This is a genomic window from Methylobacterium sp. 22177 (assembly GCF_052045615.1).
Classification (GTDB): domain Bacteria; phylum Pseudomonadota; class Alphaproteobacteria; order Rhizobiales; family Beijerinckiaceae; genus Methylobacterium; species Methylobacterium radiotolerans.
This window is the reverse complement of record NZ_JBQEPK010000043.1, coordinates 1-25953: the sequence shown is the minus strand read 5'-3', so window position 1 is coordinate 25953 and position 25953 is coordinate 1. Positions and strand designations below refer to the sequence as shown.

The window sequence follows — 25953 nt, the reverse complement described above, 5'->3', positions numbered from 1 at the left end:
GCACTCAAAGCAATGCGCCGGTCCCCCGTGACCGGCGCCTTCGATCTCGATCACTACCGCGACGTCCATCGCCGCCTGTTCGAGAAGGTGTACGACTGGGCCGGGGAAATCCGGACCATCGACATCTGGAAGACGGAGGTCGTCCTCAAGGGTGGCAGCGTTCTCTACAGCGACACCCCCGACATCGCGCGGGACGCCGAGAGAGCACTCAACGAGCTGCGTAACACGAAGTGGACCGACCTGGCCGCGCGCCGTGAGGCCGGCCAGTTCGCCGGGACCATCGCGGAGCTCTGGCGCGCGCATCCCTTCCGCGAGGGCAACACCCGCACCCTGTTCGCCTTCGTCGATCAGTTCACCCGCGCGCGCGATCTCGCGCTGGATCAGACGGTTCTCAGCCGGGTCGCGAGTGAGACCCGCGATGCGCTCGTGCTCGCCAACGACGGCCAGCTCGCGCCTCTGGCGAGCCTCATCGCCGAGGCCCGCCGTTCCGAGCTTCAGCGCGCCCACCCCGAACTGGGGCGCCTCTCCTCGGAGGCCGTCGAGGTGATGCGCCTGCTCGGCCATCCCCGGATCATGCGCGCCGAGATCGGCACGGAGGTCCGTGGTCAGGTCCTGACCACGACCTACGATCAGGTGCTGATCCAGCGTGCCAATCACGTCGCCGCCGTGCCGCTCCGCTCGTTTCCAGACCGGCCGGAGAACAACCAGCGCGTGACCGTGCGCGTCCTCGGGCCTGACGAGCTGCCGTCCCGTCCGTCCGTCCGGCAGGAGCCGGCCCAGGCCTCCGTCGAGGTGCGGGCTCTCATCCCACCCCGACGACAGGCGAGCCTTCCGACCCTCCAGCCGGCCGCGATCGAGGCCCATCTCGGCCGGAGCTCCCACGTCCGCCACGCCCGTTCCGAGCTGGAGCAGGCAGCCGCCAGGGTGTTCCGTGAGCCGCATCGAGCCGTAAGCGCCGTCGCGCAGCATCGCGGCCCTGAGCCGCAGTCCGTCGCGACCCCTCGGGACGACGAGCTGCTCGGCGGACGCGGCACCTTCGGCGAGGATAAGGCGCGTAAGGCGGCGCGTGCCGCGCTGCCGGCCTTCGAGGGGGCGGCGCGAGCCCTGCAGGTGGCCACCGCGGCCGCGCTGGCGGAACTGAAGGCGCAGGCTGAGCGCCAAGCCCAACGCGACCGGATCGCGGTGCCGGCGCCCTCGGCCGCGCTGGCCGCCGCGCTGGCCAGCCGCTCGCCCCGGGAGATCGCGGCCGACCCGACCCTCATGGCGGAGGTGCATACGATCCAGGCGGCGGTCTACGAACGGTTCGGGCGTCCCGGGGCCGCGACCTTGGCCAAGGGCTCTCCGGCGGCGGCGGCCGAGCTGCTGCCGGATCCGCGGGCTCTGGACGAAATCCGCGCGGTGCTGCAGCCTCTGCGGGACAGCGTGCTGGCCGAGCAGGAACTCGCTCATGCCCGCACCCAGCAGCGCAACCTCTCCCAAGATGGGCCGGGCCTCGGCCAATGAGTACTGGATCCTCCGGCAGAATTTCTTCGATCGCCCTCGTCGCCGCGGCCCTCCTCGCTTTCGCCAGTATGGGCCTGCTGGCCGCCATCTGGGCTGCCGCCTCTCCCATCCTGGGGCGCCTGTATGCCGGCGTCCGGATCGCCGAGTCGGCCGGCCTGTGGCTGTTCACCGGCTGGGGCCGATACTTCACCAGCGTCCCGGCCGAGAAGCCGTTCGACTTCCTGTCGATCTACAAGTCCAGCCTGCCCTTCGGCCTCGCCTCGGCCGTCGGCACCGCGGCGATCGGCTGGGCGGCCTACCGCAAGGTGTCGCGGAGGCATCTCCGAGCGGTTCTGGCCGCCCCCCCGGGCGGCTTCGGCACCGAGGCCATCCGAACGGCGCTGCAGCCCGCTTTTCCGCACCTGATCCCGCCCGGGCGACCGCTCGCCCGATCCTCGCGACCGGAACCCAATCCCTTCGCTGGCCTGCGCGACCTGCGCGACGGCTCGGCGGTCTGGACCGCGATGGAGGTCCTGCCCTGGCCGCAGGCGGCGACGTTAGCCCTAGCGACCGACGCGCTGGCGCCGATCGCCGACCGAACTCCGATCGAGTCGGTGACGCGACTCGTCTGGCGGCTCGTTCGCGCGGATCACCCTGAGCCCAAGCCCAGCGATCTGACCCTGATCAAAGACACGCTGACCCAGGTCATGACCGAGCTGTCCGGCCGCGATCTTCGGGCGCTCGACGCGGCCCACGCCTGCCTCGCTGCCGCCTCGACCATGCACGACGCGTTGGCCGCGCTCACCGTCGCAGCGCGCGACAAACGCGTATTCCCCGTGACGGCGGTGGCGTGGCTGCGCTTCGCCGACCCGCTCCTCCACGAGCGGGTCGTCTCCGCGGAGCTCGACTGAGCCGGGATCAGTTGCTGCCGGTCATGTAGTTGGTCACCACACCGATGACCACGCCGAGGATGGTTAGGGCCGCGCCGATCACGAGACCGGCGATGGCCCGGCCGGTGTCTTCGCGCCCGCTGTCGTCCTGTGCCGCCTTGTACAGCCGCACTCCGCTCACCCCGGCCAGCCCGATCCCGACCACGGCGAACAGCACGATGATCACGATACCGGCCTTGTTGCCGCCCGACGCGATGCTGTCCGCGTTCAGCGAGCTGTTCTGCGCCTTCTGGCGCGCGGTCTTCAGCAGGTCGAGCGGCGCCGACGGATCCGACGAGGAACTTTGGCCCAGCGCCGAAGCCGCGGCCGTGGCCCACAGTGTCGCACTCGCCAGGATCCTGTACTGTAAGTCATTCAACCGCATAGTGTTCCCCCTTTTCCTCGTCAGGCGACCAAGGCGGGCTTTCTCCCGCCGCCGTCGCCCCCCACAAGCTCTCCCAAGACCTGATCGACGATGGTCTTCGCGATCCGGTCGTCACCCTGGCGCGCACGGCCCGCGACGCGGTTCCAGAGGTCGATCGCCGTGCCATCCGGAAACCGTGCGGCCAGGATCCGCAGTGCCTCGTTGACCGTGAGCCGCCGGTACAGCTCGTCGCGGACCTGCCGATCCTCGGCCTTCGTGGTCAGCGCCCAGAGCATGCGCGGACCGAGGCTGTTGTTGAGCACGATCCAGCGCTCCTCCTCCCGCAGCTTGAACCGGGCGAGGAAGTTCGCGCCGCGCCGCCCCTGTGGGCCGTGGACGTGGCGCTCCAGAGCCGTCTTCACCGCCTCGTCGAAGCCGAACACCCGGCGCGCCTCTTCGCGCACCTCGTTCGAGTCCGCGTTCAACACCAGAACGGTCGAGGCCATGTCGGCGAGCACGTCGAAGTCGGCCAGGAGCTGGGACGCCAGGATCAGCTCCAGGCCCCACTTACGGCCTTCGCGCGCATCCGACTTCACCTGCTTGGCGATCGACTCGACGCCGCCCGTGAGGTGATACTCGTCCATGCACAGGCGCTTGGGCGTCTCTGCAATCTCGTGATAGCGCACTTCCCAGTACCGGACGTAGGCCGACCGCATCCCCTCGTCGGTCGGCAAGTCCATCTTCGCGATCTCGTCGGCGTGGCCCGAGATCTTCGACAGGAAGACCTGACGCGCCATCATGAACATCAGCGCGTTGTTGCGCTCCGCCTCCGGCGACTTGTGCCGGACCGCCACGTCCTGCAGGTCGATCGACACCACGCGCGCCGGTCCGAGGTCGAGCCGCGTCGGCCGGGCGAACATCGGGTACTTCTCGATCGCCGCTTCGAGCGCGCGCTGGACGAGGCGCACCAGATCCGGCGTGAAGTCCTGCGCCATCATCGGCTCGCCGAGCACACGCGCGAGGTCCTCCAGCAACGGCATCGCGTAACGCTGCGCCCGCTCAGCGGCCACGAACAGGCCGCGCTCGACGAAGGCGTCGACCAGCCGCCACCACCGGGTCCGCTCCGTCACGCCGATCCCGTGCCGACCGACCAACCGGTCGATCTCCGGATCGACGTTGGGCTGGTAGACCGCGGGCGAGCTGGAGAATTCCAGATCGCTCTTGAGCTGGAACACCCGCGCGATCAGCCGCGGGACCAGCAGGGCGAACTCGGGGTGGTCGACCTTGAGCAGCGTCGTGAGGAAGTTCTCGATGAAGGTCCGCTCGCGGTCGAGCGGCGTGCGCCGTCCCAGGCCCAGGTCGAACAGGTTGACCGCGTGCTCGCGATCGTTCTGCGGGCGGATGTAGTAGGCCTCGTGGCCCCGCTCGGCCGCCTGGGCGTTGCGGATCAGCTCGATTGCGCCGCTCGAACTGACGCCGACGTCGATGATCGCGAGGAACGGCAGCAGCGTCCCCGGACTGAAGGCGGCGAACTCGACGTTGAGCCGGTTCATCAGCACCGACTTGCCCGAGCCTGGGGTCGCGTAGATCAGCGTCAGCCAGAACAGCTGCTCGGCCGACAGGGCCTCGTAGGGCATCGGCTTGCCCTCCGGGGTCGTGAGCATCGTCTGGCCCTGCCGGAAGATCTCGGCCGGCCGGTGGAACGGCAGCATGGCGGCGACGTCGCCCAAGGGCGCGAGCGATCCCGGCGGGACGCGCGCCTGCAGCGTCATCCCGGCGATGGTCTCGCACAGGCCCCGCAGCGGGTCGTGGGCCGCGTCAGCGACCACCGCCTCACCCCAGGTCATCAGGCCGCTGACCAGGACCGAGCGACGCCGCTCGACGATGATCGGATCCTCGCCGGGCTCCGACCAGGTGACGGCGCTCAGGCGGGCCTTCACGACCGCCTCGTCGTCGCGGCCGAGCAGCTCGTCCAGCCCGCGAAGGGCCTCGAACAGGTTCCGGTTGCCGGGGCTCGCCCAAGCGAGTAGCCCGGCGATGACCTTGCGCAGACGCAGGCTCACGTCGCCGCTCTTCAGCGCCTCCAGATGCAGGCACACCCGGAACGGCATGTCGGCCGACTTCGACGAGGCCTCCAGCAGGCTCTGGATCAATCGGTTGAATGGCTGGATGCTGGCCGGGAACATGCGCATCACCGCCACCGCGTAACGGCGGCCGCCGACCTCGACCGTGCGCAGGTTGGCTGAGGTCGTGACATTGCTCGTCATGATCTGGCGGGCGACCGTGGGGGCGAAGAACTCCGACACGTCCGCGTCGTGCCGTTCCTTCGCGCCTGGGTAGCGGCGCGCGCCCGGCCCGTAGGGCGACCAGCCCGCCGGCGTTTCGTGGTAGAGGATGCCGCGGCGGATCTCTTCCAGATCCCGCCGCCGTCCCTGTTCGTCGGGCCCGATCACCCGGGCCTGGATCCGCGCCTCCGACAGGGCTTCGAGGATCCGACGGACGAACGCGGCGTGCGGTCCCTCCAGTGCCCCCAGCTTCAGGTACGGGCTCTGCGCCGACTCGGCCGGGGGCAGGGCGCGCCACGCCTTGACGTTCTCCTTCTGCTCGCGGACCACCTCTTCGGGCCGGCCGGCCGTCGGGCGCGTCCAGGCCGCCAGCAGGATCTTCTCCGAGCGCGCCCGGCGTTCGAGCACCGCGCGGCCCTCCTCGATCAGGGCCTCGATCGCGAGGCCCTTCTGGCGCGCGTGCCGCCCCTGGCGCTCCGCGGCGGGATCGAGGACGCGCTCGACGTTCAGGGAACTCTCGTAGGAGATGCTGAGCTGATGGCCCGGCCGCTTGAGGATCTGCGAGATCCCACCGGCGAAGCGCTCGACCACGTTGCGCTCGTAGTCCTCCGCCGACACGATCGAGCGGGTCCCGTCGATCTCGATCAGCGTCAGCTGCGAGCCGTCATGGGCGAAGACCACGGGCTCGTCCCGCTCCGGCTCGAAGCCCGCGAGATCGCAGAACAGGTCGGCCCCGCGCATCGGCTCAATCCGCGAACAGGAAGGAGACGCTGCCGAGCACGACGCCGAGGCAGGTCATCGAACTCGCGACGATCAGCGCGATCATCCAGCCCAGCGCCGTGCCGTCCTCGGCCTGATTGGCCCGGTGCAGGCGCACGAGGGCGTAGCCGGCCAGGAACATGCCGAGCACCGTGGCGACCACGATGGCCAGAACGGCGTAGCTCTCCGCCGCCGCGATCAGCCCACGAAGGATATCGGCCAAGCCCTTGCCGTCGCCGTACATCAGGGACCCCGGGCCGCGGCCGGCGAGCCAGCGCCGTAGACCGGCAGGACGATCGGCTGCAGGAACACGATCCCGATCGGGAAGTTGGTCGGCGACGACAGGGTGGGCGGCTGGTTGAAGTTGCGCGCCGCCACGGCCGTCAGCGCCTGCCCGAGGGGCATCGCCATTCCCATCCCGGCCGCCGGCCAGTTGATGCCCCGCCCGGACTGAACGGCGTACCCGTTGCCGAAGACGGTGTAGGTGTTCTGTTGCGTGAGCTGTTGCCCGAGCTGGCCAGCACCCTGGATCAGACTCGCCACCACCAGATTGGCGTAGCGGGACAGGGTGTGCTCATCGACATCGTCAGCCACGCCGGTGCGCGCCTGATCCACGGTGATCGCGACCGCCTGGGTCGGCGCCTGCCGGCCGTCCTGCAGGATCAGGGTGCCGAACCGGATCGAGGCCTGCGTCGCCGAGTAGACGATCTGGCCCATCAGCCGCACCCCGTTGAGCGGCCCAGGCTGTCCATGCGCATCCAGGTCGGTGATGGTCGCGAATACCGGTGCGGCCGGATCGTCGGAATTGAAGCCACGATCGAGGAGTGCGTAGGCGACGTCGCCGGTCCGCGCGACCATCGCGTGCCGCACGCCGGGCCCGAACGGCCCCGTGGCGACCGGTGACTGCGGCAGTGGCCGCTCGCCCTTGTCGAAGGCGCGCACGGCGAAGCCGCCCTGCGCCGGCTTCAGGAGCGTCTTGATCTGCTCGGCGATGGCCGCGACCTGATCCGGGCTCGGCACCGGGGCTGTCGGCACGTCCCGGTAGATCACGATCGTCTCAGGAGGCGGGGCGGTGGCCGGTGGCCGAGCAGGCTGCGCGGCGGCGACCAGCGGCTGTGCCGGCTGGGCAGTGGGCGGGTTGTCGGGCATCTCGCCACGCTGCGGCCCGCGCGCCTCGGCGATGACCGGCTGGGCGACGAAGTTCTCCCCGGGGCGCCGCTCCTCGGCCAGTCGCTGGTTCACCACCGCGCGCCGGTCCGCCTCCTGGCGGCCGACCGGCTTCATGGTATCGTTGGCCGGGTTCGGCGTGGTGCCGCGGATCTCCGACTGGCCCGCCGCGCCCATGTCCGTACCCGGCCGATCGGCCAGGATGACCACCGCCGTGCCGAGCGCCAGGACCGACACGACGCCGCCGATCAGGAGGTAGACGGGATTGATCGCCATCCTGCGCTTCCCTCAGAAGTCGACGGTGATGGTCACGTCCGACCCGTCCGGGCCTTCGGCCAGGAGCCGGGCGCTCGGCCGCGCGAGCTGAAACACCCGATAGCCGTCGGCGGCCTCGGCCGAGGCCTCGTGCGGCGGGTTCAGCAGGCTGCCGCGGGCGCGCACGTACATCCGGTCGCGGTAGATCCAGGCCTGGGCGCCGCCCGAGGCGCGCAGAGCCTGGGCGTCCCGCGGCGGCGTGCCGGCACCGAACAGGTGCAGCAGCTGGGCGTCGCCGTTCACGGTCGGCACCGGACCCGATCGGGATGGCCGCGGCCCGGTACTGCCCGCCCTGGCCGTGGCGACCGGCTGCAGCGGCGAGGCGCCCGCGACCCGGACGGTGATCGGGATGTCGACGTGATCGCTGACCCCGCTGAGCACCATCAGCGCCACCGGGTAGGCGAACCCCTCCAGGCGGATCAGGATGTTGCCCCAGGTGTCGACCCGGCAGGGCATCAGGTTGATCGAGCTCGGCCGATCGCCGCCGGCCGAGGCGGCGACCCGCGAGGCACCCAGGGGCGCGTCCGTGCCGCAGCCCGCGCCGTCCTGCGCGAACAGCCGCGGGTCGTAGGCCACGGACGCGATCGGCCAGGGCCGGCCCTTCGCGTCCACGAACGTGATCGGACTGACGACCCCGAAGGCGAGGTTGAGCGTCTCCGGCGCACTGAGGCTGGAGCGCTCCGTGACCGAGATCTGGCGCGGTTCCGGCCGCGGCATCCGGCCGTCGCGGCCCGGGAAATTGGCCGCCCCTTGCGCGTCGAGCACCGAACGCCGCAGGTCCGTGATCTCCTTGGGATCCAGGATCACCCGCCGGGCACCGGTCACCATGCGGCTTTTCAGGTCGGTGAGTTCGTCCGGCGTGAGTTCCCGCGGGGTTGGCGGTGGTGCCGCCACTGACGAACCTGTCGTCGGGATCCCCGCCCCGACGGGTGGCACGCCGCTCGGTCGCCGGATGTTGCCGTCCGAGGCCCGGGTTGCGGATGCGGAAGGGATCGGCGCGGGGTTTGCGGGACCCGGCAACGGTTCGCTCGCCGGGGGAGCCGGCTGCTGTGCGGCTGCCGTCGTGGTCGCCACGGCTATCGCGAGCGCCAGCCATGCGGGAGCAGGAGAGCGCATCAGGGCACCTGGTTCGTGACTTGCTGGGTCGAGATCACGGCGTCGATCGCGATCCCGTTGGGGTTGATCGGCGACGGGTCGACCCGGACGACGGTCATGGTCAGAAGCCGACGCTCGACCTTCGTCTCCATGTTGGTCCGGTAGAAGATCTGGATCGGCACCTCGACGCGCCAGTAATACCGGCCGTTCATGCGGCCTTCCTCGGCGATGTTGGCCGGGTCCGTGGTCACGGCCGACACGGTCTGGTAGTTCTGTACGACCTTCTGGATGACGCCGCTCTCCTGCAGCGCCGCGCGATACCGGTCCCGCCCGCCTGGGGTGAAGAACTGCGCCAGGGCGTTGTTGATGAGCGCCCGCCAGTTGGCATAATCGTAGCTGTTGAGGGTGACGGCCGCGCTGACCGCGAAGTCCTTCAGCCGCGCCTGGCTGATGCTCGGCTCGGTCAGCGGGATGGCATCGCAGACCGCCTGCGCGTCCGAGGTCCAGACGAACTGCTTGATCGGGAAGCGATAGAAGGCGTTATAGGCCAGGATGAAGTTGGCCAGCAGCGACAGCGTCGTGAAGCCCGACAGCAGGCCGATCCAGATCCAGAGGTTGCGGATCATCGAGCGGCCGGCGTCGGCCTCGCGCTCGATCTGAGCCAGACCCTTCACGAGCGCGCCTTGCCGGCCGGCGTCGGCACGAGGCGCACCGCGCAGCCGAACACGCCGCCGTCGGCGACGTAGGGGATGACGTCCGCACGCCGGACCGCGGCGTGCGCCAGCCAGACCGTGCCGGCCAGCGATACCACCATGGCCCCGCACAGGATCGAGGCGACCCGCGACAGGCGCACCATCTCGGCCTCCAAGACGGATGGAGGCGTGCAGCCGGGCAAGGACGGGACGCTGAAAGCGCCGACGGTCGTTCGGGAGGCCATCTCAGCCGCCGTTCATCAGGGCTTGAAGCTTGGCCTCATCACCCGCCTGGAACCCGACCTGAATCGTCACCCGGCCGTCGGGTCTGGGTACGAACAGCGTCGGCACGCCGGGCTTCAGGCTGGGCGCGGCCGCGAAGACGCCGGCGAAGGCCTCCCGGTTCTCCGCGACCTTGGCCAGGAGATCCGTGGCCGGCGTGCCGCCCGGGTCCTGCTTGCGGTCGAACGTCGTCGCCAGGGCGGTTTGCCGATCCGAAGCCGCGAGGATCGCGGCCGCCATGCGGTTGCCGGCTTCCGGCTCGCCCAGAACCACGACCGGGATCCAGCGTGCGGCGATCCGGCCGTGCAGCGCCGTGAAGGCGGCATGGCAGTACGGGCAGCGCGGATCGAAGAAGATGGTCGCCACCCGCTCGGCGGGCGTCCCCGGCGGCACATCCGCGACCGCTTCGAGCTTGCCGAGGATCTGCATCACTTGACGGGCCGAGGCGGGATCCTCGATCGCTGCCAGCGAGCTCGATGGGCCGGCGGCACCGGCGAGTGGTCCGGAACTGTTGGCTGTCGGCGGGATGGCCGCGACAGCGGCCTCGGGCGCGCGCGGATAGGGCTCGCCCACCGGTTTCCGCGCGGCCCATGGGGCTACCTCATCGATCACACGTCCCGACAGAACACCAAGCGAAGTATTGGTGCTGCCGATTTGATTGGGGGCAGTGATCTGGACCGGTGACCAGTGGTTGACGGCCACAAAATATACACATGCCGCGACGGATGATGCCCACGCGATGTGCTTGACCGCGCCTTGCATAGTCGATCGGATCCCCGGCCGTTCCTTAACGCCAACTTAACGGTTATTGCGAAGCGGCGTGATGCGTGTCAATAGTTGGCAAGCAGGCTCGTCCGCGCGATCGCAAAATAGAAATGCGTAACTAGAAATTGACGCATTTAAAATCGGATCCAATCGATCGAATGAAGCGCTCGGAGATTGGGAATGATTCTGTAAATTTACACACGTAGACTTGAGAAGCGCTCGGATGATAAGATGCGTGACTGGATCAAAAATGGGATCACCCACACCCAGCCTTTGAGGCCTCGGCCTGAGGGCAGAGGGTTGAACCATGCCGTCGTGATCTTCGCGCTGGCTGCTCTCCTCGCGGCTCCGATCGCAGCCGGCTGCGGATCTTACGCGCTGGCCCAGGCCCCTCAATCCGGACGATCGAGCTTCGGCTACGTCGATGGAAAGGTCGTGGACGACCGCCATTATCGGGCGCCGAAGGTCGACGCCGATCCGACCGACTTGTCGCTCGAGGAGCTGCGGGCCCGCGTAAGCGCCCTCGAAGAGCGCATGGAACGGTTGGATGCTTTCCTGCTCAGCCAGCAGGCGGCTCAGGCGGAGATGGAAGAGCGGGCCAAGCGAGCCATCAGCTCCAGCCGCGGGGGTAAGCCGTGATCGTCCCGGATCTCGGAGCCCTGCTGGTCTCCCTGAGCGAGATCTTCCCGCTCGTCGTCCAGCTTGTCTTCATCCTCATCGCCGTGCTCGGTATCTGGGTCGGTACCGGCGGGCTGTTTGCGCTCTACAACGTCGCCGCCGGCGAGTACAAATTCTCCAACCGCCCGGTCACGATCGACGTGGCGATCGGGAAGATCGTGCTCGCCGGCGCGATGATCGTCGCCCCCATCCTGCTGTGGCGCTTCGCCAACAGCTTCGTCCTGGGCGGCAACATCACGTACAACCTGTTCAACTACGGCGTGATCGACCGCACCGCGCCCTGCGACGAGATCCGCGTCGCGATCTCCTACTTCTTCATGGCGCTCGGCTCGGTCGCGTGGTTCACGGCCGCGCTCAGGCTCTACCATGCGACCGCCGCCCATCACCCGGGCGCCGGCTCGGCCGTCATGTACCTCGTCGGCGGGACCCTGGCCTTCTTCGTCAACGACGTCGCGCGGCTCGTGGGCAACACGATCCACATGGACGTGTCCCTGGACAACGTCTGCGCGATGATGGGTCGCTGAGATGCCCGCGTCACCGACGGCCGAGCAGGCCCGCGAGTTCCCAACGCAGATAGGCTCCGAGAGGGGCCTGTCGCTCGAACATGCGCCCGTTCTGGATCTGCCAAGCGCGATAGCGCGCGACCAGGGCCATCGCGCCGACGACGATCGACAGCAGGGTCCCCCCCAGCAGCGTCGCCCAGGACCTCGTCCAGATCGCCCAGGCCGCGCAGAAAACCAGGAGCCCCTCGGCGCCGGCGAGGAACAGCACGGCGGATTGGCGCTCCTGCGCCGCCACCCGCGCGGCCTGATCGTCGGCGACCGCGAACACCTCTGCCAGCGCCGACAACGGCACGCGCGCGCCGCAGGCCGGGGCATCGCAGATCCGCACGTCGTTCGCCTCCGGATCGATCCGGAGGCGCCCACGCCGACAATGCGGGCAGCGCGCGCGCTCACCGCCGAGGACGGTGCCGGTCAGCGCGCGGAATTGCCGGTGCTCGACCCCGACTCGTCTGGAGACGACGCGGCGGAGAAAAGAGATCACGCCCATGCGTGCCGTTCACTCGGGAAATTGTCGTTGTCCATGCTTACCAGGATCGTCGCCGTCCAGCAGGCCACGCGCCGCCGCCCCGGCAAATTCGTGCTCGCCGTTATGACGCTCGGAGGCCTGGGTCTGGTCCTCTCGGGCTGTGTCACTCCGAACACGTCGAGCCACATCGACGCCGAGCTGAAGAAGCACGGAGTCTGAGCCTGTGCGCCTCCACGGCATTCTTCTCTGGACATTCCTGGCCGCCGCCTCGGTGCCAGCCGCAGCCCAGGTGCCCAACACCTACTGCGCGGCCAATCCAGCCGCCTGCCAGCCGGTGCTGCCCGGTCCCGCCTACGGTGGTTATGGCGGCTACCCGGCATACGCAGGACCCGGCTACATGCCCAACGGGTATGGCCCGTATGTCGGTCCCGGGCCTTCCGGCTACTATGGGGGCTACCCCCCACCCGGCGTCTACGGTGGCTATCCCCCGCCCGGCTACTACGGATCCGCACAGGCCCAGGCGCTCGGCGCCCTGACCTACGGCGCGCAGGCGCTCCCCGGCCAATCCGGGCCGCCGCCGATGCAGCCGGATGCCCTGACGCAGACCACCGCGCCAGTGCCGCCGCATCCGCAAAACGCCGACCTGTCGCGCTACTCCGCCGACATCTTCGGCGACGCCAACCGGCCGGCCAAGGTCGTGCAGAAGAACGGCCGCACCGCCGGGATCCAGGCCGGCTACGTCGAGGAACTGAACCGCATCGCCGACTATCTCGCCACGCCGGAGATCGGCCGGCGGCTGGACGCCAAGTACCCGTTCGAGACGCTCCTCATCGAAGGCCACATCGTCCCGCCGGTCATCTCCGAGCTGCGGGACGTCAAGCAGGTCAACGGTTCGCGGACGATCCAGACCGCGCTCGGGTCGTTCGAGATCGTGCGTCAGGCACGCCTCGCCGTCGCACCGCCGAGCTGGCGCGACTATCTGATCGTCCCCTCACCTCCCGGCTCTACCGGCACGTGGACCCCGCCCAAGGGCGCCGAAGAGCAGGCGAATTGGGACGCCGGCTACAAGGCCGGCCTCGGGATCGGCGTCGAGCAGGCCCGCTTCGAGTTCGACGCGAACTTCGACCGCCTGGACCGGGATCTCGCCGGCATGCGCCGCTATCACGACCTGGCCCAGCAGGGCGCCGTCAGCCTGCCGGTCACCCAGGTCCGGTCCACCGCCTCGCGGATCGGTCGAGGCGGTCGATCCGCCAAGGTCGGCGAGCAGACCATCGATCTCGTCGTCAGCCCGAAGTTCCAGCGCTTGGCCGCGCCCAAGGGAGGCTGAGATGCGTTGGACCGGCGCCACGCGCTATCTCGAAGCCGACTTCCAGATCCATACGCGTGAAGACGTCACGCGTATCTTCATCCACGCGATCGGTCTCGGCGCCTCCGACGTCATCTTCCAGACCGGCCGCCCGGTCCTCGCCCTTATCGACGATGCCCCATTCGCGCTCACCCGCGTCTGGCTCCAGCCGGCCACCCTGGCGCGCATCGCCATCGACCTGACCTCCACCGACTCCCTGATGTCGAAGCTCTACAGCAGCCAGGACTTCGACCGGGCAGTTTCGATTGAGGATCCCGAACGACGTGACCGGCATGGGGAACCGCTCAAGCACCGCTTCCGCATCAACGTCACCTCCGGCTATTACGAGGGCGACATCGGCGTGCAGATCGTCTGCCGCCACATCCCGATCGAGCCGCCGACCGTCGAGGCCCTGAAGGTCGAAGCCGACATCGTTTCGGAGTCGACCCCCGCTCAAGGCGCGGTGATCATCGCCGGTGCCACGGGCTCCGGGAAGACCACGACGCTCGCCGCCCTGATGCGCCGCGTGCTCGAAGAGCCCACCCCGATCAAGGGCAATATCCTGACCTACGAGGCGCCGATCGAGTTTGTCTTCGAGGGCGTGCCATCGGGCAGCTGCTTCATCATGCAGCACGAGATCGGCCTGCACCTGCCGAGCTTCGACGCAGGCGTGCGCAACAGCCTCCGCCGCAAGCCGTCCCTGATCCTGGTGGGCGAGCTGCGCGACAAGGAGACGATCCTGGCCTGCGCCGAGGCCGCCAACACCGGGCACCCGATCTACACCACCGCACATGCCAACGACGCGGCGAGCATCGTCCGCAGGCTCACCCTGAAGTTCCCCGCCGACCTGCAGATCCAGGCGTTCCACGATGTGCTGGCGACGACTCACATGGTCGTCTCACAGCTCCTGGTCCCGCGCGTCGGTGGAGGCCGCGTCTGCCTGCGGGAATGGCAGGTGCTCACCGACCCGATCCGGCGGGAGGTGAGCCGCGCGGGCATGGAGCATTCGATCGACACGCTTCGCACCATCATCCAACGCGGCGACGAGGGGCAGTCGATGAAGGCGACGGTGTTCGCCGCCCTCCAGGACGGTACCATCGACACCGCGACCGCCAACCGCGTCCTCGAAAACTACGGCTATCGCGATGACCGTCTCGCGGCGTAGCCTCCTCGCGCTGGCCAGCCTCTCGGCGCTCCGCTTCGCCGGTCCGGATCCGGCCTATGCCCGCGCGCTCGCCGGTACGCCTCCCATGGCACCCATCGGCCGGCTGTGGCTGCGGCGAGAGCGGACCGGGGAGGAGGCGAGCGCGATCGTCCGAACGGCCGCCGGGTACAATCACCGCGACCTCGTCATGCTGTCGTGGCTGCTGCGGGACGTGGATGACGGCGATGCCGCCGTGTGGATCGAGCCGCAGCTCTTCGATCTGCTGGCATCGATCCAAGCCGCGATGAGCGCTGTCCACGGCGCGCCGCTGCCGCTCGTGGTGACCTCGGGCTACCGCACGCGTCGGCACAATGCCGGCATCGAGGGGGCCGCCCGAGGATCGTTGCACCTCGCCGGCCGGGCGATCGACGTGAAGGCGGCTGGATACAGCCCGGCGGCCGTCGCCATGGCCGGCGCGCTGTTCGCCCGAGGCGGTGTCGGCATCTACCCGAGCTTCTGCCACCTGGATGTCGGCCGCGTCAGAGCCTGGGCGGGGGGGCCGCGCTCGATGGCCGAGCCGGGCATGGGCGAAATCCCAACCCCCGGCAGCGCTCTGCCCCCGCCGGGGAGCGCGTCATGAACCGGATGCTGCCGTGGCGCTGGACCGCTGAACCGCTGCGTTGTGGCGGCATGCACGGAAGCATCGCGATCTTCTTCCCGCTCCTGATCTTCACGGGCCTGTCGCGCTACACGTTCATGGCGCTCGGCATCTATGCCGTATTCCTGTTCTACTGCGCCAGGAAGAAACTGACGCCCCAGCAGATGGTGAAATACTGGCACACGAAATTCATAGAGGGTGGAAAATGGCCATCGTTCTGAAGGTCGCGCGTCGCTCCCGGTCCAACTCCGCGCTCGCCGCCATCCTGTTGGCAGGCTTGGCGCTCTCCGGGGAAGCGCGAGCCCAGCAGCCGCAGTCGGACTGCCTCATCAAGCAGGCGGCCGACGCCGCCGTGCAGCGTCAGATCACGCTGATCGACGCCGCCAAGGTGAACCCGAGCGAGTTCTTCAACGGATCCGACTCGTGTGTAGCCGTGAACCTGCTCAAGCGGTTCGACCTGTCCAGCCTCATCCCGGACCTGTCCGGGTTCCTGACCTCCCAAGCACAGAACCTCATCCAGCAGGCAATCGATGCCGCGAAGAACCAAGTGTGTAGAATTTTGGACAAACAATTTGAGAAGGTTATTGACAGCATCAATCAGAAAATGGCGAGCTTTCAAAGCTCGATCACGCGTGATCTGTTTGGCGCATTGAACGGGTCTGTCTCTCCGGTCATGATGCCGAACATACCAGATCTGGGGAGATACAAGTTCGAGCCGAACAACTCGACAGGTTCGGCCCTGGACCTCACGAATGCGCCGCAGCTCCAGCAACCCGTTCCTCAACCCGCTCAAACGACGCAACCGACCTTGCAGCCTTCTGCGCCCGCCGGTGCGTCCGAACCTGCGGCATCGCCATACAGGGGGATCTATCAATGAAGAAGTTTGAACGCGCCGCGACCGTTATAGCCATTACCTTACTTGCTGGGACAGCTGTGGCTGACGACAAGCAGCGCTTGCCTGCAAATATCATCGGTGTTTGGGATGATTTATTCGAAGGCAAGCCTTCATGCACTCGGTTAGTTCTGACGATAGAGCCGACACAAGTCATTCAACATCTTGACGGAGGATCTGGTTATTGTCAAATAACTCGTATTACGTCAAAAAGGGGCATCATCTATGGTGACTATAAATGTAAATGGGATGCGTCAGTTCCAGAAGGAATGCGTGAAGGTCCAGATGAAGAAGATAACGGCTTTTCTCTGAAGATCAAATCCAACGATCAAATTGTATACAACAATTCGTCAATGGGTCGGTGCAGCTCCGGAGGAAAAAATTGAAGGCGTCGATCCCCAAGATCGCTCTGGTCCTCCTGACCGCGCCAGTTCAGCCCGCATATGCCGGCACGTGCCTGAGCGTCGACGTCATGAACCCGGCCGGCGAACATATAACGTCACCTTATGGCGTCAATCGGACAGGGCACAAAGGAGCGTCTCCAGGCTATCATCAAGGTATTGATATAATAAACAACGATCGATTTGGAAAAAAGATCTTTTCTGGATCATCGGGTAAAGTGCTTTTTCGGAATTTTAGAGGCGGTGGAGTAATCGCTGACGTTACTTCGGGTGATACGCGCTTCGAATATCTGCATATGGAGACAACTAGGCTGAAGAACGGCCAGAGTGCCGAGATTTCAGCTGGTGAACAAGTCGGAACCATGGGTTGCAAGGGGATGAAGGTTTGCGCGCCGCACCTTCACCTCTACGTCATCTTGAAGGGCAGTGTCATCGCAGCCGCCGGACAGACCGGCCGTGTCTGGAAAGAATATGCCCCGAAGAGTACCGCGCCCATGACCGCGGACGCGATCAAGGAAGCGCTGCCCACCGCTTGGTACTACGTCAACCCCGAGCCGTTCCTCGCCCACCAGATCCCGATCTCCAATCCCTATCCGGACATGGAGGGCGGCCAGCGATCGATGTCGCTCCCGAGGACCTGCAGCCCGACCACAGACGGCCCGGCCAGCCCCACCGCCAGCGAGACCCCGTCCGAGGCGACCACGCAATCCCAGGAGAGCGCCATTGGGGGCGCGGCATCGATCCAGACCGGTTCGCCCGATTACGCCGTCAAGGTGGCCAACCAGGACAACCGCAGCCTCTACATCGAGCTGGCCAAGCAGAACGCCACGGAACTGACGGCCAACGTCGCCGCCGTCGAGTATCAGGAGCGCATGAACGCCGCGCTGGCGCAGCTCGTCGCGCTCTATGCGCTCGACGCTCGGCCGACCGCCGGCTCGCGCTCTCCGGACGGTGCGCGGCCATGACCTGGCAGCGCCCGCCGTCCCTTCTCGTCATTGCAATCGCGCTCTGCGTTCAACCCGTTGCGGCCCGAGCCCAGGCTTGGCCGATCTCGCTCGAACGGCTCTTGTCCGCCCTGCGCGTCGACGACGCCCAAACCGGCACCCGATCGCAGCAATCGGCCAACGGCTATGCCATGGCCGCCCAGGGCGCGGCGTCCGCGATCACGAGCCAGGACAACGCCCTGCGGCTCGCCCGCGCGCAGCACACCTACGGCTACAACACCGGCGCCGGATACGCTGCCTGTACGGTTGCTCTCGGCATCGCCGACGAGCGCGATGCCTACGCATCCGCGCGTAAGGTCCGTGATGCGTTCCGCAAGTCGGATCGGACCTGGCTCACCACCGGTGGTGACGGTGCCGAGCGCATGGGCATCAGCCTTCAGCAGCGGCGCGAACTCTACTGCACGGCGGACGAGCAGGAGGCAGGCTGGTGCAGGAAGTCCGTGGGCGGAGGGTTCGGAGCCGGCGACTCCGATGCCGGCCCATGGCTGTTCAACCGCAACTACGGCCCCGAGGAAATCGCGACCGCCGCCGACTACCTCGACGTGATCGCACCGCTGCCCACCGTGCGATCGAACCCGCAGACCGCCGAACAGGACCTCGACCTCATCGTCGCCCGTCGTCAGGGCGCCGTCCTGACCGGTGCCCGCGCAATCCTCGTCGGCGTGATCGGCAGCGGCATGGGCGGCGACCGTCAGCAGGAAGGTTCCACGCCATGAGAGCTGCCCTTGGTGCCGCACTAGTCCTGACCGCGATCCCTGGATTAGCGCTCGCCCAGAGTTGTCAGGGCGTCGAGGCGCGCGTGAACACCCAGACCGCGACGTTGGTCTCCGCCGTTGGCGGCACGATCGCCGGAACGCAGGCCGCCCTCATCGGTCAGGAGACACTCGAGCGTGCCCGGCTCGTGTCGGCGATCCGGGTCCTCACCGCTCAGTCGGCGGTGGGAAGCGACCAGCTCTCGAACGGCATGCATGGGGCCGGACAGGCCCTCGCCTCCACCATAGCCGCGCAGCGCCAGCGTCAGGCCATCGCGGAGGCCACGCATCGCTACCAGTCGATCGGCTACCGCCCCTGCGATGCCGCCGGCAAGGCTCAGAACCTCTATCAGGCCATCCAGGCCGCTCGAATGGAGAGCCAGCGCATCGCCGGCGCCGTCCTGGCCCAGCCCGGGAAGTATGCCGATCCCGCCCGGTGGTCGGCCGACCTGAAGGCGAACGAAGCGCCGGACGGGGCCTCCCTGTATTCCGGTGACGCGACGGCCGCGACCCGGTTCATCGACGCCGTCATCGGCCCGCCCGATCCCGAGCCCGAGCCTAAGCCTCTAGGCGATCCCAAAACGGCTGAAGCAAGTCTCGCCAAGCTGGAGAAGACCGGCCGCGACACGTACCGCTCGCTCACGGCCACGGTACTGGCCGGGATCGCCGCCGACTACGCGGAGACCGGACCCATCGCCCGGGCCCGCGACCTGTCCCAGCATTGGCAGGGCAGCGACGGCGGCGCGAGCTGGGCTGCGGGCGTCGCCGGGCAGCACACGCGCGGCCTGCTGCAGGACGCCGTGCGCATGGAGGCGGCCAACCTCGCGCAGATCGCCATCCAGCTCAGGAACGGCTTCCGCACCGAAGCGACCGCGGCTTCGCTGCTCCTGGCGATGGTCAACGCCCGGATCTCCAGCCAGGCCCCCGACGTGGCCGGGGCCACACTCCGCCGAGCGAGCTACCCGTGATGACGCGCCCATTCCTCTTCGCCGCCGCCCTGGCCGCCCTCTCGGTGCCGGCGCAGGCTCAGATCTGCCCCGTCGCCGATCCGATCTGGATCGAGGGGCATGTCAGCGCTACCGCTGCGCTCAACGGGCAGGTCACGGCGCTCGGCACCGCCGTCTCCGCCGCACGCGCCCTGACCGCCGAGATGGTGCTGTCCGCGATCAAGGTGAACGTGTCGCAGATCGCCACCAACGGCGAGCGGGAGACCAACGTCGCCAGCGGCACTCACCAAGCCGTCGCCGGCACCCTCGCCGGCGTGTTCCAGGGCGAGGCCATGGTCGAGGCCAAGGAGCAGTATGGCATCGAGACTGGCCAAGGGGTCAACGCGTGCGGCTCCGTCAGCCTCCTCCAGGACACGAACGAGGCGCTCGCCAACATCACGTTCAACGGTCGCGGCCTGTACCGGAACCTCGACGTCAGCCCCGGCAAGGTGACGCCGCTGCCCGAGGCGACGCGTGACCGACTCGACCACGCGGACAGGATGAACGCCGCGGTCCTGCTCGACCCCGCGGCCAACGACCAGGATCGCGCGTCCGTCATCGAAGCGATGGCCGGCCTGCCGATGCCCAAGCCCACCTCCCAGATGCCGGGCTCGGAAGCCGACCTGATGATGCTGCGGGCCCGCCGTGTCGAGGCTCTCCGCTCACCCGCCCTCGTGTCGCTGAGCGCCGTCCGTGCTGCCGCCCTGGGCGCAGGGCACGGCTTCGGGATGGCGGCGCAATCGCCGCTCAAGCAGCTCGACGCGTTGATCGCCCAGTACGGCGGCGGTCCCGCCTTCGAGACATGGTCGGCTGGCCTGGCCGGTCAGTCCGAGCACGGACTCTTGATCGAACTCGGCCGCCTCCGCTCCATCACCCTCACCCTGCGGCAGGCGCTGGTCGAGCAGCAGGCGCGCACGACGGCTGTCCTCGGCACCATGCTGGCGGCACAGGCCGGCGGCGGTCTCTGAGGCATCCGGATGCGCCGGATCCCGCTACTCGCCGCCCCCGGCGTCTTCCTCGCGCTCGCAGCCGCCGCACAGGCTCAGCAGGCCAATCCCGCGACCTCGCGCGAGATCTTCACGCCCGTCGACAACGATCTCGCCCTGACGCACCTGCGCAAGCTGCTCGGGTGCGTGGTCGACGGGGTCTGGAAATCCGCGGCCTGCACGGACGACCGGCCGCTCACGATCGCGCTCGGCTACTTCAACGTCGCCTGCCTGATCGTCGCGACGATCCTGGCCTGCTACCTGCTCTATTCCCTGGTGGCCGACACCGCCAACGACGGCGAGCCGTTCGGTCGGCAGACCGACACGAAGTGGACGTTGCTGCGGGTCATGGCCGGCGCGATCTTCGCGCTGCCGATCAAGTCTGGCCTGTCGCTGATCCAGCTCCTGGTCGTGCAGGTCGCCGTCTGGGGCTCAGGCGCCGGCGACACGCTCTGGCAGCGCGTCGCCGCGACGCAGCTCAACGGCATGTACGGCAGCCTTCCACCCTCCGAGCGGATGATCGGCGACTTCGTCCTGCGCGCCAACCTCGCCCGAGCCCTCGAAGGCCGGCTCTACGGTCAGGTCTGCAAGGCCGCACTGGAGGATTACGCCCGAAACGTTTCCGGCGGCAAATCCGTCCAGCTGTCGGAGAGCAGGCAGGAATTCGCGACGGCCGAAGGCTTGAACAGCTTCGGAAAGGCGATCATCTACACGTTTACGGATCCATCCGGATATTTCCGTAATTCCGACAATCTGTGCGGCGCCGTGTCGTTCGACTTCGGCACCTTCATTCCCGCCAACGCAAACGGTGACGATGCTGCTTTGAGCAAGGCTTTGACGACGCTCGCCGAACAGTACGGTCAGCAATCCATAGAGCGCGCGATGGGCGTGATCCTCGCCCGATCGGCGGCCATCGCCGATCAGATCTCCAAGGGTGTGCGCGACGACGTCGCGACCAAGCGCGCCATCGTCCAAGCCCTGAACGAGGCCGAGACCACGGCGACGCAAAGCCTGCTGCAATCCTCCCAGCTGCAGGGCATCGTCGGCCGGTACCTCGACGACGCGAGACAGAACGGCTGGTTGTCCGCCGTGATGTGGCAGCGCTCCATGACCGCCGTCTACGCCAAGCTGCTGTCGGTGCCGATCACGGCAACCTGCCACGTCGTCAAGCCTGCGGATCCGACCTCCTACATCCCCTATTTCGGCCGGGACGCCAACGCGTATACGATCCTATCTCAGAAGGCCGAGCGCGATATCGGCTATGTGAACAGCCTCAGTGGTCTGTTCGCGGCCCAGAGTACCGGCAATCCGTCTACCGTCGCCTCCGACAGCGCCTCCAAGGAGGCCGATGGCAACGGCCTGATCGCCCGCACCGTCAGCTATATCTACGCGAACCTGATCAGGATCATCGCGGGCGACAGCACGGCGGACACGACGGCCTGGAAGGACCCGATCCTCGAAGCCCAGCAGATCGGGAACACCATCAGCTACTTCAGCATGGGCGCGGCGGGCCTCGCCGGCGGGACTGGGGTCCTCAGCCGGTGGGATGTCACGGGTGCCAGCGGCGCCGCCAGCACGTTCATGTGGATGGTTTCGGGGGCGTTGTTCGCGGCGGCCTTCGTGCTCTCGGGCCTGACGCCTTTCATGCTCGTTGTTCACTTCATCCTTGCGGCGATCAACTGGTTTCTGGTCATCGCCGAGGCGATGGTCGCCGTTCCGGTCTGGCTGCTGACCAAGTTCATGCCTGCCCGCGGCACAGGGCTCGTCGGCGACAGCAGCCAGGGTTACTTCTTCCTGCTCGGCATTCTGCTGCGGCCACCGCTCATCATCGTCGGTCTCCTGTTGTCGTTGCTGATGATGCGCGTCGGGTTCGACATCGCCAACATCTTCTTCCGCGGTGCGCTCTCCATGATGTCGCCGGATGGCACGATCTCCTCGGTGCTGCTCGGGGTCGGCGGCATCGTCACCTATGTTCTGGTCCTGTTCACGATCATCCTCCTCGCGGCCGGCCAGATCAGCGCGTTGCCCGAGCAGGTGCTCGGCTGGCTCAGCCACACGATCGAGCGGCGCGCCGCCGGCCAAGCAGCCGCGTCCGCGCTCCCGGCCGGCCTGAATGACGGCCATGTGTCACGAGGCTTTCAGCAGGCCGCAAGGGATGGCGGGAACAGCGGGAAAAGAGCCAGCCAATGGTGGACTCGCCGCAGGCAGTTGCGGGACAGGACCCCACCGTTGGCCGGATCTTGAGCGCGGCCATGCGGACGGATCAGCCGTCATCGGTCGCCGAACACTTCGCGCTCTGCACGGCTATGGCCCTGGCTGCGAGCGGTGCCCCCTTCGTGCCGGAGACAGTCTTCCTCTACGCCGGAGCGTGCTACCTTCGGCACTTCCTCTACGGCAACCGTCTCTGGCAGGCACCGGCACGCGTGCCACTGCACCTCGGCCGCCGGGGCTATCGCGACGCGACCCTGCGTCGGCGCGGAGCGGCGACCTGGCCGCTCGGCACCACCGTCCCCGACGGTCAGCAGGTCTGGCTGCTGCGTGAGGACCTGGCTCGGGGCAGCGTTTACATCGCCGAGGATCCCGACTGGCACGCGGAGATGACCGCGCGCCTCATCCACGGCGCCTGCCTACACCAGATGGGCGCCATCGTGGTCCAGGCTCACCATGCGCCGTGCTTGTTCCCCCGCCTCGTTGAGATCGCACGCCCGTTCGGCCGTGACGCAGAGATGGCCACGGTCGATCTTCACGATGCAGGTACGGCGCCGCTACGCCTGACCGAATCTGCCATCATGGCCGCGCTCGCCGGCCAAGGCCTGACGCCGTCTGCACACGCTCTGGCGCGAGTGCTGCTGCCCCTCCTGGCTTGGCTCGGTCCCCGCCTGTCTTACGAGCCGCTGACCTTGTTCCCCACCCTGCTCGATCCCGCGCTCCTGAAGGATCTCGCTTCAGGAGCCTTGCGCCTCGGCGGCATCGATCTCAGTTCGGCCGATGCTCGGTCGGCCGACACGTCCGTCCTCACAGCCCTTTCGCGACCTCTGGACGAGATAACGGAGGACCAACAAGCGCGGGCGTGTGATGAGCTTCGGCCTTATGCCCGGGAACTGGCGGCCGCATCAGGTCTGTCGATATCGCGGGGTCTGAGCCTGTCCGCCGCCATGGCGGCCCGTCGGATCACCTGCATCCGGCCTTCGTCCTCATGGACGACAACGCTCGTGGCCACAGACTGCATCGAAGCGCTCGCGACCTTCGCTCCCGAATCGTTATCCAATGAAATTCTGTACATTGCCGGCTCGGTCCTATCGGCCTCGCTGCCACCTTCCCGGTTGATCGACGCAGCCAAGCACGCGGGCAGCGACTTGGTTCTTGCTTTTTACGAAAACATCACTGTGCAAAGGTTCGCCCAGATATTTGAGACTCAGGGCGTTAGTATCTATCGGTCCGCGAGTGATGCGGATAGATCGGTTAATCTAAGCGCTTCCCTGGATCGAACACGACAGGAACTCGGACTTCAGGTTTACGAATTCGATTGAATACCTATAGTAATTACCCAGGCCTGTGATGGCAGAGTTCCGGCACCTGTCCGTCGTCAAATGATTTGGGACGACTTGAGGCGCTCAGGAACGGAGGCTCTGGCCCATCTGGGGTGAGAGGTTAGGCAGCCTGCGCCTGGTGGCGCAAGCGGCGATCCATGAGGGTCTGACGCTTGATGCGTTTCCGCTCGGCCAGGATCCCTTCGCCGCGTCCGAAGTAGACGTCGGCGGGCGTGAGGTTACCGAGGCTCTCATGAGCCCGGCAGGGATTGTAATGTTCGACGAAGGCCCCCACCCGCGATTCGAGTTCGCTAGGTAAGTAGGCGTGTTCGAGCAGGATGCGGTTCTTGAGCGTCTGGTGCCAACGCTCGATCTTGCCCTGCGTTTGCGGATGGCATGGCGCACCGCGGATGTGGATGATGCCCCGGCTGCCGAGCCAGTCAGCCAGGTCGCTGGCGACGTAGCTCGGTCCGTTGTCGGAGAGCAGGCGTGGCCGCTGCATCCCCCGCGCCTGATCGAGCCCAGCCGCACCCAGCGCCAGATCGAGCGTGGCGGTAACGTCGCTGGCCTGCATCGTCGTGCACAGCTTCCAGGCGACGATGTAGCGCGAGAAGTCGTCCAGGACCGTCGACAGGGAGTACCAGCCCCAGCCAACGACCTTCAGGTAGGTGAAGTCCGTCTGCCAAAGCTGGTTGGGCGCGGTAGTCTTATCGCGGAACTCGTCAGCGGCTTTGATGACGATATAGGCCGGGCTGGTGATTAGGTCCTGAGCCTTGAGCAACCGGTAGACGGTCGCTTCCGAGACGAAGTAGCCCCGCTCGTCGGTGAAGCGCACTGCCAGCTCACGCGGGCTGAGTTCAGGCTGCTCCAGGGCGAACGCAACGATCTGCTCGCGGATCTCTGCAGGCAGGCGGTTCCAGACCCGGCTCGGCCGCGAGGGATGGTCGCTCAACGCCTCGGGGCCGCCGCGCTGGTAAGCGTCGTACCAGCGGTAAAACGTCGAGCGCGTGATGGCGAGCTTGTCCAGGGTGGCACGCACCGGCAGGTGGGATTGCTCGACCAGCCGGATAATCTCCAGCTTCTCGGGGGCCGGGGGACTGTCAGGAATTTCGTGTGCGGGCGGCCATAGTGGATCCGAAGGAGGTTCCCGATGGCACGACGCAAAGCACCCCGCATCCCTGACGCAATCCTGGACCAGCTCCTGGCCGGGGCCGATCCGAAGACGGCCTTCGAGGCCGATGGCCTGCTGGACGAGCTGAAGAAGGCCCTGGCCGAGCGGGCGCTCAACGCCGAGATGGACCACCATCTGGCAGGCGAGGACGCCGGCAACACGCGCAACGGCTATGGCCGCAAGACGGTCACCACCGAGACCGGCCGGATCGAGCTTTCGATCCCGCGCGACCGGCAGGCGACGTTCGATCCGCAGCTGATCGCCCGGTATCAGCGCCGCTTTCCCGGCTTCGACGACAAGATCGTGTCGATGTACGCCCGTGGCATGAGCACCCGGGAGATCGCCGCGCACCTGCGCGAGCTCTACGGCATCGAGGTCTCACCCGACCTGATCAGCGCGGTGACCGACGCGGTGCTGGAGGAGGTCGCCGCCTGGCAGGCCCGGCCGCTCGAGCCGGTCTACCCGATCGTGTTCTTCGACGCCTTGCGGATCAAGGTGCGTGACGAGGGCGTCGTCCGCAACAAGGCCGTCCACATCGCGCTGGGCGTGCGCGCCGACGGCGCCAAGGAGATCCTCGGCCTCTGGCTGGAGCAGAACGAGGGCGCCAAGTTCTGGCTACGGGTCATGAACGAGCTCAGGAACCGCGGCGTCGAGGACGTGCTGCTGGCCGTGGTCGATGGCCTGAAGGGCTTCCCCGACGCGATCCGGGCGGTGTTCCCCGAGGCGCTGGTCCAAACCTGCATCGTCCACCTGCTACGCCATAGCCTCGACTTCGTGTCCTACAAGGACCGCAAGCTCGTGGCGGGTGCGCTGAAGGACATCTACCGCGCGCTCGATGCCGCGGCTGGCGAGGCGGCGTTGGCGGCCTTCGAGACGAGCGAATGGGGTCGGCGCTATCCGGCTATCGCCCAGAGCTGGCGACGGGCCTGGGGCGAGGTGGTCCCGTTCTACGCCTTCCCCGGCGAGGTTCGCCGGATCCTGTACACGACCAACGCCATCGAGACCCTGAACGCCACGCTGCGCCGGGCTGTGCGCGCCCGCGGGCACTTCCCGACCGACGAGGCGGCGCTGAAGCTGCTCTACCTGGTCTTGAACCGCTCCGAGAAGGCGTGGAAGATGGGGCCGCGTGAGTGGGTCATGGCCAAGGCGCAGTTCGCCGTCATCTTCGGCGAGCGCTTCACCCGGGCCATGGCGGCCTGATGTTCAACCCGCCGCCCGCACACGGAATTCCTGACAGTCCCG

At 67.5% G+C, this 25953-nt stretch carries 27 protein-coding genes and 1 pseudogene; 18 read left to right on the top strand and 10 right to left on the bottom strand.

What is annotated here, in order from left to right:
- Nucleotides 1-12 precede the first annotated feature (12 nt).
- On the top strand, nucleotides 13-1503 hold the full coding sequence (locus ACTJK8_RS26660; RefSeq protein WP_440762793.1) for a Fic family protein: 1491 nt from the start codon (nucleotides 13-15) through the stop codon (nucleotides 1501-1503).
- Nucleotides 1500-2393, top strand: a complete 894-nt coding sequence (locus ACTJK8_RS26655; RefSeq protein WP_440762792.1) for a hypothetical protein — start codon at nucleotides 1500-1502, stop codon at nucleotides 2391-2393. Before ACTJK8_RS26660 ends, ACTJK8_RS26655 begins: the two co-directional genes overlap by 4 nt.
- A 7-nt stretch (nucleotides 2394-2400) precedes the next feature.
- Here ACTJK8_RS26655 and ACTJK8_RS26650 read toward each other — a convergent pair whose 3' ends face one another.
- The 8 genes from ACTJK8_RS26650 to ACTJK8_RS26615 form a co-directional block, all read right to left on the bottom strand.
- Nucleotides 2401-2796 (bottom strand): hypothetical protein, encoded by a 396-nt coding sequence (locus ACTJK8_RS26650; RefSeq protein ID WP_440762791.1) that lies wholly within the window; start codon nucleotides 2794-2796, stop codon nucleotides 2401-2403.
- A 20-nt stretch (nucleotides 2797-2816) separates the two neighbouring features.
- Entirely contained in the window at nucleotides 2817-5801 is a 2985-nt protein-coding gene (locus tag ACTJK8_RS26645; protein WP_440762790.1) for a hypothetical protein, read from the bottom strand.
- A 4-nt stretch (nucleotides 5802-5805) separates the two neighbouring features.
- The gene (locus tag ACTJK8_RS26640; protein WP_440762789.1) at nucleotides 5806-6063 is read right to left on the bottom strand and encodes a hypothetical protein; all 258 of its coding nucleotides are present in this window, start codon (nucleotides 6061-6063) and stop codon (nucleotides 5806-5808) included.
- Nucleotides 6063-7262 (bottom strand): DotG/IcmE/VirB10 family protein, encoded by a 1200-nt coding sequence (locus ACTJK8_RS26635; RefSeq protein ID WP_024827552.1) that lies wholly within the window; start codon nucleotides 7260-7262, stop codon nucleotides 6063-6065. The genes ACTJK8_RS26640 and ACTJK8_RS26635 overlap by 1 nt, the downstream gene beginning before the upstream one ends.
- 12 nt (nucleotides 7263-7274) lie before the next feature.
- A complete protein-coding gene (locus ACTJK8_RS26630; RefSeq protein WP_051475823.1) occupies nucleotides 7275-8129 on the bottom strand; it encodes a DotH/IcmK family type IV secretion protein in 855 nt (284 codons plus the stop codon).
- A gap of 287 nt (nucleotides 8130-8416) precedes the next feature.
- Entirely contained in the window at nucleotides 8417-9070 is a 654-nt protein-coding gene (locus tag ACTJK8_RS26625) for a DotI/IcmL family type IV secretion protein (RefSeq protein WP_440762788.1), read from the bottom strand.
- A complete protein-coding gene (locus tag ACTJK8_RS26620) occupies nucleotides 9067-9252 on the bottom strand; it encodes a hypothetical protein (RefSeq protein ID WP_440762787.1) in 186 nt (61 codons plus the stop codon). Before ACTJK8_RS26620 ends, ACTJK8_RS26625 begins: the two co-directional genes overlap by 4 nt.
- Nucleotides 9253-9334: 82 nt before the next feature.
- The gene (locus ACTJK8_RS26615; RefSeq protein WP_440762786.1) at nucleotides 9335-10132 is read right to left on the bottom strand and encodes a hypothetical protein; all 798 of its coding nucleotides are present in this window, start codon (nucleotides 10130-10132) and stop codon (nucleotides 9335-9337) included.
- 234 nt (nucleotides 10133-10366) lie between these two features.
- Here ACTJK8_RS26615 and ACTJK8_RS26610 point away from each other — a divergent pair, with 234 nt between their 5' ends.
- Complete coding sequence (locus ACTJK8_RS26610; protein WP_440762785.1) at nucleotides 10367-10774, top strand: hypothetical protein; 408 nt, start codon at nucleotides 10367-10369, stop codon at nucleotides 10772-10774.
- Nucleotides 10771-11337 carry a hypothetical protein gene (locus ACTJK8_RS26605; protein ID WP_440762784.1) on the top strand — a complete coding sequence of 189 codons (567 nt, stop codon included), beginning with the start codon at nucleotides 10771-10773 and terminating at the stop codon, nucleotides 11335-11337. Before ACTJK8_RS26610 ends, ACTJK8_RS26605 begins: the two co-directional genes overlap by 4 nt.
- Nucleotides 11338-11347: 10 nt before the next feature.
- On the opposite strand, the gene ACTJK8_RS26600 is transcribed toward ACTJK8_RS26605, so the two are convergent.
- Nucleotides 11348-11584, bottom strand: a complete 237-nt coding sequence (locus tag ACTJK8_RS26600; RefSeq protein WP_440762783.1) for a hypothetical protein — start codon at nucleotides 11582-11584, stop codon at nucleotides 11348-11350.
- A 6-nt stretch (nucleotides 11585-11590) separates the two neighbouring features.
- Here ACTJK8_RS26600 and ACTJK8_RS26595 point away from each other — a divergent pair, with 6 nt between their 5' ends.
- The 13 genes from ACTJK8_RS26595 (at nucleotide 11591) to ACTJK8_RS26535 (ending at nucleotide 23540) form a co-directional block, all read left to right on the top strand.
- Complete coding sequence (locus tag ACTJK8_RS26595) at nucleotides 11591-12061, top strand: hypothetical protein (RefSeq protein WP_440762782.1); 471 nt, start codon at nucleotides 11591-11593, stop codon at nucleotides 12059-12061.
- A 4-nt stretch (nucleotides 12062-12065) separates the two neighbouring features.
- Entirely contained in the window at nucleotides 12066-13169 is a 1104-nt protein-coding gene (locus ACTJK8_RS26590) for a type IV secretory system conjugative DNA transfer family protein (RefSeq protein WP_440762781.1), read from the top strand.
- A gap of 1 nt (nucleotide 13170) precedes the next feature.
- Entirely contained in the window at nucleotides 13171-14352 is a 1182-nt protein-coding gene (locus ACTJK8_RS26585) for a type IV pilus twitching motility protein PilT (protein ID WP_440762780.1), read from the top strand.
- Complete coding sequence (locus ACTJK8_RS26580) at nucleotides 14333-14971, top strand: YcbK family protein (protein WP_440762779.1); 639 nt, start codon at nucleotides 14333-14335, stop codon at nucleotides 14969-14971. Before ACTJK8_RS26585 ends, ACTJK8_RS26580 begins: the two co-directional genes overlap by 20 nt.
- Nucleotides 14968-15210 carry a hypothetical protein gene (locus ACTJK8_RS26575; protein ID WP_024827541.1) on the top strand — a complete coding sequence of 81 codons (243 nt, stop codon included), beginning with the start codon at nucleotides 14968-14970 and terminating at the stop codon, nucleotides 15208-15210. Before ACTJK8_RS26580 ends, ACTJK8_RS26575 begins: the two co-directional genes overlap by 4 nt.
- A complete protein-coding gene (locus ACTJK8_RS26570; RefSeq protein ID WP_440762778.1) occupies nucleotides 15195-15866 on the top strand; it encodes a hypothetical protein in 672 nt (223 codons plus the stop codon). Before ACTJK8_RS26575 ends, ACTJK8_RS26570 begins: the two co-directional genes overlap by 16 nt.
- Entirely contained in the window at nucleotides 15863-16267 is a 405-nt protein-coding gene (locus tag ACTJK8_RS26565; RefSeq protein WP_440762777.1) for a hypothetical protein, read from the top strand. Before ACTJK8_RS26570 ends, ACTJK8_RS26565 begins: the two co-directional genes overlap by 4 nt.
- Nucleotides 16264-17247 carry a peptidoglycan DD-metalloendopeptidase family protein gene (locus tag ACTJK8_RS26560; protein ID WP_440762776.1) on the top strand — a complete coding sequence of 328 codons (984 nt, stop codon included), beginning with the start codon at nucleotides 16264-16266 and terminating at the stop codon, nucleotides 17245-17247. Before ACTJK8_RS26565 ends, ACTJK8_RS26560 begins: the two co-directional genes overlap by 4 nt.
- Nucleotides 17244-18002 carry a hypothetical protein gene (locus ACTJK8_RS26555; protein ID WP_440762775.1) on the top strand — a complete coding sequence of 253 codons (759 nt, stop codon included), beginning with the start codon at nucleotides 17244-17246 and terminating at the stop codon, nucleotides 18000-18002. Before ACTJK8_RS26560 ends, ACTJK8_RS26555 begins: the two co-directional genes overlap by 4 nt.
- An 83-nt stretch (nucleotides 18003-18085) precedes the next feature.
- Nucleotides 18086-19006 (top strand): hypothetical protein, encoded by a 921-nt coding sequence (locus ACTJK8_RS26550; RefSeq protein WP_440762774.1) that lies wholly within the window; start codon nucleotides 18086-18088, stop codon nucleotides 19004-19006.
- On the top strand, nucleotides 19006-19992 hold the full coding sequence (locus ACTJK8_RS26545) for a hypothetical protein (RefSeq protein WP_440762773.1): 987 nt from the start codon (nucleotides 19006-19008) through the stop codon (nucleotides 19990-19992). The genes ACTJK8_RS26550 and ACTJK8_RS26545 overlap by 1 nt, the downstream gene beginning before the upstream one ends.
- A 9-nt stretch (nucleotides 19993-20001) precedes the next feature.
- Nucleotides 20002-22254 carry a DotA/TraY family protein gene (locus tag ACTJK8_RS26540; protein WP_440762772.1) on the top strand — a complete coding sequence of 751 codons (2253 nt, stop codon included), beginning with the start codon at nucleotides 20002-20004 and terminating at the stop codon, nucleotides 22252-22254.
- 8 nt (nucleotides 22255-22262) lie between these two features.
- Nucleotides 22263-23540 carry a hypothetical protein gene (locus ACTJK8_RS26535; RefSeq protein ID WP_440762771.1) on the top strand — a complete coding sequence of 426 codons (1278 nt, stop codon included), beginning with the start codon at nucleotides 22263-22265 and terminating at the stop codon, nucleotides 23538-23540.
- A 121-nt stretch (nucleotides 23541-23661) separates the two neighbouring features.
- On the opposite strand, the pseudogene ACTJK8_RS26530 reads toward ACTJK8_RS26535, so the two are convergent.
- A pseudogene (locus ACTJK8_RS26530) lies at nucleotides 23662-24633 on the bottom strand (IS3 family transposase); the annotation flags it as partial.
- Between the two features lie 57 nt (nucleotides 24634-24690).
- Here ACTJK8_RS26530 and ACTJK8_RS26525 point away from each other — a divergent pair.
- Nucleotides 24691-25911 carry an IS256 family transposase gene (locus ACTJK8_RS26525; protein ID WP_440762770.1) on the top strand — a complete coding sequence of 407 codons (1221 nt, stop codon included), beginning with the start codon at nucleotides 24691-24693 and terminating at the stop codon, nucleotides 25909-25911.
- Nucleotides 25912-25953 lie beyond the last annotated feature (42 nt).